Origin of the sequence: Promicromonospora sp. NPDC060204 (assembly GCF_042728455.1) — a bacterium.
GTDB lineage: Bacteria > Actinomycetota > Actinomycetes > Actinomycetales > Cellulomonadaceae > Promicromonospora.
The window spans coordinates 1-7560 of the sequence record NZ_JBHWZO010000288.1 but is presented as its reverse complement, the minus strand read 5'-3'; the positions used below and the strand labels follow the sequence as shown (position 1 = coordinate 7560).

Annotated in this window: 4 protein-coding genes; 2 read left to right on the top strand and 2 right to left on the bottom strand. The window is 68.3% G+C overall.

Annotation, left to right across the window (positions count from 1 at the left end; translation table 11 throughout):
• Positions 1-49 precede the first annotated feature (49 nt).
• Positions 50-2605, bottom strand: a complete 2556-nt coding sequence (locus ACFWEJ_RS25030) for a transglycosylase domain-containing protein (RefSeq protein WP_377231889.1) — start codon at positions 2603-2605, stop codon at positions 50-52.
• 227 nt (positions 2606-2832) lie between these two features.
• Positions 2833-5214 carry a transglycosylase domain-containing protein gene (locus tag ACFWEJ_RS25025; protein WP_377231888.1) on the bottom strand — a complete coding sequence of 794 codons (2382 nt, stop codon included), beginning with the start codon at positions 5212-5214 and terminating at the stop codon, positions 2833-2835.
• A gap of 452 nt (positions 5215-5666) precedes the next feature.
• Between ACFWEJ_RS25025 and ACFWEJ_RS25020 the strand changes: the two genes are divergently transcribed.
• Together ACFWEJ_RS25020 and ACFWEJ_RS25015 are read left to right on the top strand one after the other, a co-directional pair.
• Positions 5667-6314, top strand: a complete 648-nt coding sequence (locus tag ACFWEJ_RS25020; RefSeq protein WP_377231887.1) for a PadR family transcriptional regulator — start codon at positions 5667-5669, stop codon at positions 6312-6314.
• Positions 6311-7402, top strand: coding sequence for an inositol-3-phosphate synthase (locus ACFWEJ_RS25015; RefSeq protein WP_377231886.1), 1092 nt, complete (start codon positions 6311-6313; stop codon positions 7400-7402). The genes ACFWEJ_RS25020 and ACFWEJ_RS25015 overlap by 4 nt, the downstream gene beginning before the upstream one ends.
• Positions 7403-7560 lie beyond the last annotated feature (158 nt).

Below are 7560 nucleotides of genomic sequence, written 5' to 3'. Positions count from 1 at the left end.
CTCCCGCAGGCAGGAGGCGGCCCCTCGGCCGTGTGCGTCAGGACGACGGTTACGGACTGCCGTTCCCGTTGCCGTTCCCGTTGCCGTTACCAGGGCCGGTCGGCTCGTCGGTCGGGAGCCCGATGTCGCCCGGACCCGACGAGACGATCACCTGCACCCGCGTCCCCATGGGCACCTGCGCGCCCTCGTTGGGGTTCACGGAGATGACGGTGCCCTCGGCCACGTCCTCGGACGGCTGGTACTCGATCTGTGGGTCGAGCCCCGCGGCCCGGAGCTGCCCGCGGGCGTTGTTCTCGTCGCCGCCGACCAGGCCGCCCGGCACGGTGGCGGTGTTCTCGTCAGGCCCGGTCGAGACCTCGACCCGGATGTTCGAGCCCCGCTTGACCTCCTGGCCTTCCTTCTCCACGGAGAGCACGGTGCCCGGGGACTGGTCGCTCGGGACCTCGATGAGCTCCGGGTTCAGGCCCGCGCCGGAGAGCACCGCGGCGGCAGACGGGAACTGCTGGCCGACGAGCCCGGTCGGGACCATCACCTTCTCGTTCGGGTCGTCGGACACCGTGGGCGTCGGGGACGGCGTCGGGGTGGGCGAGGGCGGCGGGGCCGGCGGCGTGTACTCCGGGAACTTCTCGACCTCCATACCCTCGGTCACGGCCTGCATGTACTGGGTCCAGGCCGTGACGGGCCACGTACCACCGGTGATGCTGCCGCCGGCCCACTCGCCGAAGGGCGTGATGGTGTCCTGCCCGCCGTCCTCCGTGGTCTGGTAGAGCCCGACGACCGTCGCGAGCTGCGGGATGTAGCCGGCGAACCACGCCGACTTGTTCTCGTTGGTCGACCCCGTCTTGCCCGCGACCGGACGCTGCGTGCCGTCGGGGCCCACGAGCTCCTTCGCGGGCGTACCGGAGCCCTCGTTGACGACCTGCTCCATCGCGTACGTGGCCTTGGCCATCACCTCGGGTTTGATGGCTTGCGTCGACTCGCCGCTGAACTCGTAGATGTCCTGGTCGCCGTTCTTCACCGACGTGACCATGTGCGTCTCGTGCCGCGTGCCCTGCGCGGCGAACGTGGCGTACGCGCCCGCCAGGTCGACCGCACGCACGGGTTCCGTACCGAGCACGTTGGACAGCGTGGCGTTGGTGTCCCCCTCAGGGATGCCCGCCCGGATCGCGACGTCCTGCGACTTCTTCGCCCCGATCTTGACGTTGAGCTGCGCGTACACCGTGTTCACGGAGTTCGCCGTGGCGTCGATCAGGTCGATGTCGCCGTACGACTCACCGCCCGACCCCTCGGGGCCGAAGTTGGTGAGCTCCACCTCGGGGCCACCCGCCTCCTTGGTCCAGCCGGGGATCTGCATCGGGCTGTTGCCGTTGTAGTACTCGTTGAGCTCGTGACCCTCCTCGAGCGCGCCGATGAGGGTGAACGGCTTGGCCGTCGATCCGGGCTGTGCCTTGCCGATCGTGGCGGAGTTGTACTGGTTCTCCTCGTAGTTCTTGCCGCCGTACAGGGCGCGGATGGCGCCGTCCTTGGGGTCGATCGACACGATCGACACGCCGAGCCGCTTGGACGCGGGGTTCTCCCCGTCGTACGGGATGGTCTTGGCAGCCTCGACCGCCGCCTTCTGGAACTTCGAGTTGATCGTGGTGCGGATCTCATAACCGTTGTTCATGAGGTCCTCCTCGGCGATGCCCTTGTCGGCGAGCTCCTTGCGGACCTCCTCCAGCAGGTAGCCGACCTGGCCGGCCCGCGAGACCGGCTTGTACTCGATGGGCTCGGGGAAGGTGGCGGACTTCCGCTCCTCCTGGGTGATGTAGCCCATGTCGGCCATGTTGCGCAGCACGCGGGACCACTTCTGCTCCGCGACGGCCTTCGACTCCTCGCCGAAGCGAGGGTCCCAGTACGACGGCGACGGGATGATGCCCACCAGCATCGCGGTCTCCGAGACGGTGAGCTCGGCCGCGGGCTTGTTGAAGTAGGCCTTCGCCGCAGCCTCGAACCCGTAGGCGCCACGGCCCAGGTAGATGCTGTTGACGTAGCCCTCGAGGATCTCGTCCTTCGTCTTCTCGTTGTCCACCTTGAGGGCGAGGATGATCTCGCGGAACTTGTCCGCGTAGGACGACTGCCCGGGCTCGAAGTACGTGTTCTCGACGTACTGCTGCGTCAGCGTCGACGCGCCCTGCCGGCCGCCGCCGGTCACGTTGCTGATGAACGCGCGGACGATGCCCAAGGGGTCGACGCCCATGTGGTCCTCGAAGCCCTGGTCCTCGGACGCGATCACGGCCTGGCCGACATACGGGGGCAGCTCGTCGAGCGTCCGGATCGTCCGGTCGACCGCCGCGAACCTCCCGAGGACCTTGCCGTCCTCGTAGTACACGGTGGTGGTCTCCGAGCCGATCGACTTGCGCGCGTCAGGCACCGGCCAGCCGATCCACCCAGCGGTGAACACGCCGACCACGAGCGAGACCATGGTCAGCCCGGTGCCGACGACAACACGCCAGGACGGGATCCATGCGCGCAGCCCCGTGCGGTGCGGCCGGGGGTAGTTCCAGATGCCACGCCTACGTCGGGGCGTCTGCGGCCAGATCGGAGTGGGACTCCAGTTCGCCACGTCTTCCTCGTTCCTCGAATCGGTCCAGCGAGAGCACCGGACAAGGTCCAGTGAGGGCACTGAACCGTCGAAACGATAGAGGATCGATGTTCGCGGCAAGTAGCACAAACGCGGTTTCTCTGTGTACGCCCCGTGTCCGAGACGCAGGTCTCAACGGGCTCTGCCAGCGCCTTTCGGGCTTTTTCACCCGGTACTTCACCCGACGCCGGCAGAGCCCGCCCGCCTGTCTACCCGAAGATGCCTCCGCCGTCCCCGGACGGGTCTGCGGTCGGGTCTTCACCCGGTCCGGTGGAGATCACGAGGGTCACCTCGCTGCCCTTCGGCACCTCCGAACCCTCGCCCGGGTTCACCGAGATCACCGAGCCCTCGGGCACGGTGTCCGACGGCGCCTCCTGGGTCACCGGCGTGAGCTCCGCGTCCTGGAGCTGCTGCTCGGCGTCGCCCTGCTCCCGGTTGGTCAGGCCCCACGGCACCGTGGTGGTCTCCACCTCGGCCTGGGACCCGTTGGAGACCTGGACCTCGATCTCCGAGTTCCGGTCGACCTCCTCGCCCGCGTGCTCGACGTCGAGCACGGTGCCCGGGGGCTCGGCGCTGTCCACGTCCACCTGCACGGGTACGAGCTGCAGACCGCCGAGCGCCGCCGCCGCGGCCACGAACTGCTGGCCGACCAGGTTGTCGGGCACCACGACCGTCTCCTCGGGCTCCTCGGAGGGGCTCGTGGTCGGTGACGGCGTCGCGGACGGCTCCGGCGCCGGCGGCGTGTACTCGGGGAGTTCCATGACGTCCATGCCCTCGGTGGCCTTGAGCATGTAGGCGGTCCACGCCTTGACCGGCCAGGTACCGCCGGTGATCTGCTCGTAGCCGCCGAACGGCTTGATCTGCTCGTACCTGTTCGCGTCGATGTTGTACTCGTAGAGGCCGACGACGGTGGTGAGCTGCGGCACGAAGCCGGCGAACCACGCCGACATGTTGTCGTTCGAGGAGCCGGTCTTTCCCGCGGCCGGCCGTTCGAGCTCCAGCGCGGGCATGCCGGACCCCTCCTCGACGACCTTGCTCATCGCGTACGTCGCCGCGGCCATGACCTCGGGGTCGAACATGTCCTCGCCGGTGCTCGACCCCTGGTAGACCAGATCGTCGCCGTTCTTCACCTCGACCACCATGTGCGGCGTGGTGCGGTAGCCCTGGGCGGCGATGGTGGAGTAGGCGTGCGCCAGGTCCACGTTGGTCACGTAGGCGGTGCCGAGCACGTTGGCCAGGTTGCCGCCGATGGCGCAGCAGTCGCGGGTGTCCGGGTCGTCGTCGGCCTGCGGGATGCCGAGGTCGTAGCCGACCTGCGCCGTCGTCTCCGGGCCGATGTCCTTGTTGAGCTGGGCATAGACCACGTTCACCGAGTTCGCGGTGGCGTCGACCAGGTCGAGGCTGTTCCACGAGTCGTTGTTGAAGTTGTACAGCGGCACGTCGGGGCCGTCCGGGTCCTGCTTCCAGCCCTCGATCACCGTCCCGTCGACCGCGCTGTACCGCTTGTTGAGCTGGAAGCCCTCCTTCAGCGCGCCGATCAGGGTGAACGGCTTGAACGTCGACGCGCCCTGCGCCTCGAACGTCGCGGCGTTGGTCGGGTAGGTCGAGTAGTCCGGGCCCCCGTACATCGCCTTGATCTCGCCCGTCGCCGGGTCGATCGACGTCAGCGACGCGCGCGCGTCCTTGCTCGCGTCCTCGGGCAGCTTCATGGTCTCGGCCGCGGCGGCCTGCATCTTGCGGTCGATCGAGGTGTGGATCTCGTAGCCCATCGTGGTGAGCTGGTCCGCCGTGATGCCCTTCCGGTCGAGCTCGTTGGCCACCTGCTCCAGCAGGTAGGCGGTGCGGTTGTCGCCGGATCCCTGGGTGTACTTGACGAGCTTGGGGTACTCGGCGGCGCTCCGGTCGTCCTGGGTGATGTAGCCCTGCTCCACCATCAGCTTCAGCGTGCGCTCCCAGCGCGCCTTCGCCTGTGCCTCGGCGCCCTCGCCCTGCCGCGGGTCCCAGTAGGTCGGGTTCGGGATGATGCCCGCGAGGAACGCGGACTCGGAGATGGTCATCTCCTTGGCCGAGTGCCCGAAGTACGCCTTGGACGCGGCCTCGACGCCGTACGCACCACGCCCCAGGTAGATGGTGTTGACGTACCCCTCCAGCACCTTGTCCTTGGACTGCTGCTGCGTCACCTTGAGGGCGATGATCGCTTCCTTGAGCTTGGTCGCGTACGTCGCGTACTCCACGCCCACGTAGTAGTTCTCGACGTACTGCTGCGTCAGCGTCGACGCGCCCTGCCGGTCACCGCCGGTCACGTTGTTGAGCGCCGCGCGGGCGATGCCCAGGGGGTTGATGCCGAGGTGGGTGCGGAAGCTCTGGTCCTCGGACGAGATGATCGCCTGCGTCACCGGCGCCGGGAGATCGGCCAGCGCCACGATCGTGCGGTCCTGGGCGGCGAACTTCCCGAGCGGCTTGCCGTCGGAGTAGTACACCGTCGTCGTCTCGGAGCGCACCGTGCCCAGCTCGTCCGGGACGGGCACGCTGATCCAGGCGGAGATCAGGACGCCGGCGACGAGCGACGTACCGGTCAGCAGCGTTCCCACGACGAACCGCCACGACGGGATCCACGCGCGGACCCCGGTGCGGTACGGCCTGGGATAGTTCCAGATCCCCTCCCGGCGCCGGGGTGTCTGCGGCCAGATCGGAGGGGGACTCCAGTTCGACACAACAGCCTCTTCCTCGTTCGGACTCGGGGCCCGCCAGCGTGCGTGACGCACCTGCCACGGCGGACCACCCGAAACCATAGGGGATTCACCCTCTAGCGCAGTAGCCCGATCCGTCCACATCACCCCACGCGGGATATTTCACCGCATGGTCAACCCAGTCCGTATGCCCTCACTTCACATTTCTTCCACGTCCGCGATGGAACCCCTGCCCAACCGCGACGGATTGCGCGCCGACGGCGGCGTGCTTATTCTCTCGATGTATCGACTCGATACATCGTGTAGAACGAAGTTGACCCGGCCCGCCGGGTTCTTCCGGGAGGGAGGTCGCCGTGCGTAGTCGGTCCGACGTGCTGGAGACCGCCGTCCTCGGCCTCCTGAACGAATCCCCGTTGCACGGGTACGAGCTCCGCAAGCGCCTCAACCTGGTGCTGGGTTCGTTCCGTGCCTTCTCTTACGGCACGCTCTACCCGGCCCTGAAGGGCCTGGTCACGCGGGGTCTGATCGCGACCACCGAGAGCGAGCCGACGCCGTCGTCACCCCGCAAGGGGAAGGCCGGGATCCCCGGCCGGACCGCCAAACCCATCCCCCTCGGACGTCGTCGGGTGGTCTACGAGCTGACCGCCGAGGGCAAGGAGCACCTCCAGTCCGTCCTGGCCACCGCCGGGCCCGCGGCCTGGGAGGACGACAACTTCGACGTGCGGTTCGCGCTCTTCGGGCAGACCGACGCCGAGACCCGCCTCCGCGTGCTCGAGGGCCGGCGCACCCGGCTGACCGAGCGCCTGGAAGCCTTCCGGGAGTCCACGACCCATCCGCGGTCGAGACTCGACGAATATGCGCTCGAGCTCCGGCGTTTCGGGCTCGAGAAGGTCGAGCGCGAAGTGCACTGGCTCGACAGCCTCATCTCCACCGAGCGGGGACGCGCCGCGGCGCAGAGCCCCGCACCGCAGCAGGAACAAACGAAGAAGGAGCGAGGATGACCTCCATCCGCGTGGGCATCGTCGGCGTAGGCAACTGCGCCTCGTCCCTGGTTCAGGGCGTGCACTACTACCGTGACGCCGACCCGGCGAGCACCGTCCCGGGCCTCATGCACGTGCAGTTCGGCGACTACCACGTGTCGGACCTCGAGTTCGTCGCGGCGTTCGACGTCGACGCGAAGAAGGTCGGGTTCGACCTGGCCGAGGCCATCAACGCGTCCGAGAACAACACGATCAAGATCGCCGACGTCCCGCCGACCGGCGTGACGGTCCAGCGGGGCCCGACCCTCGACGGGCTCGGCGACTACTACCGCGCCACGATCGACGAGTCCACGAAGGAGGCCGTCGACGTCGTCGCCGCACTGCGCGCCGCCGAGGTCGACGTGCTCGTCTGCTACCTGCCGGTGGGCTCCGAGGAGGCCGCCAAGTTCTACGCGCAGTGCGCGATCGAGGCCGGCGTCGCGTTCGTGAACGCCCTGCCGGTGTTCATCGCGTCCGACCCCGAGTGGGCCGCGAAGTTCGAGGAGGCCGGCGTGCCGATCATCGGCGACGACATCAAGTCGCAGGTCGGCGCCACCATCACGCACCGCGTGCTGGCCAAGCTGTTCGAGGAGCGCGGCGTCGTCCTCGACCGCACCTACCAGCTCAACGTGGGCGGCAATATGGACTTCAAGAACATGCTGCAGCGCGACCGGCTGGAGTCGAAGAAGCTGTCCAAGACGCAGGCCGTGACGTCCAACCTCACCGGCCCCCTGGCCGGCAAGAAGGAGGACCGCAACGTCCACATCGGCCCGTCGGACTACGTCGCCTGGCTCGACGACCGCAAGTGGGCCTACGTGCGGCTCGAGGGCCGCGCCTTCGGCGAGGTGCCGCTCAACCTGGAGTACAAGCTCGAGGTGTGGGACTCCCCCAACTCCGCGGGCATCATCATCGACGCGGTGCGGGCGGCCAAGATCGCGAAGGACCGCGGCGTCGGCGGCCCGATCCTGTCGGCGGCGACCTACTTCATGAAGTCGCCGCCCGTGCAGATGGAGGACACCGCGGGCCGGGCCCAGCTGGAGGCCTTCATCCGCGGTGACGTCGAGCGCTGACGCGGAGCGCAGCGGAGGTCGGAGGCCGAGGTACGAGGCATCCGGCCGAAGCGGAGCGCAGCGGAAGCGCTCCGAAAAAATCGAGAGGTGACACGGAGCGCCTGACGTGCAGGTCGCCCGTCCGGACGGCCGCCCTGTCGAGACCCAGACCTCGACAG

What these genes read in the sequence shown, in the direction of transcription:
- ACFWEJ_RS25015 (WP_377231886.1), top strand. Translation starts at nt 6,311, where the DNA reads ATGACCTCCATCCGCGTGGGCATCGTCGGCGTAGGCAACTGCGCCTCG.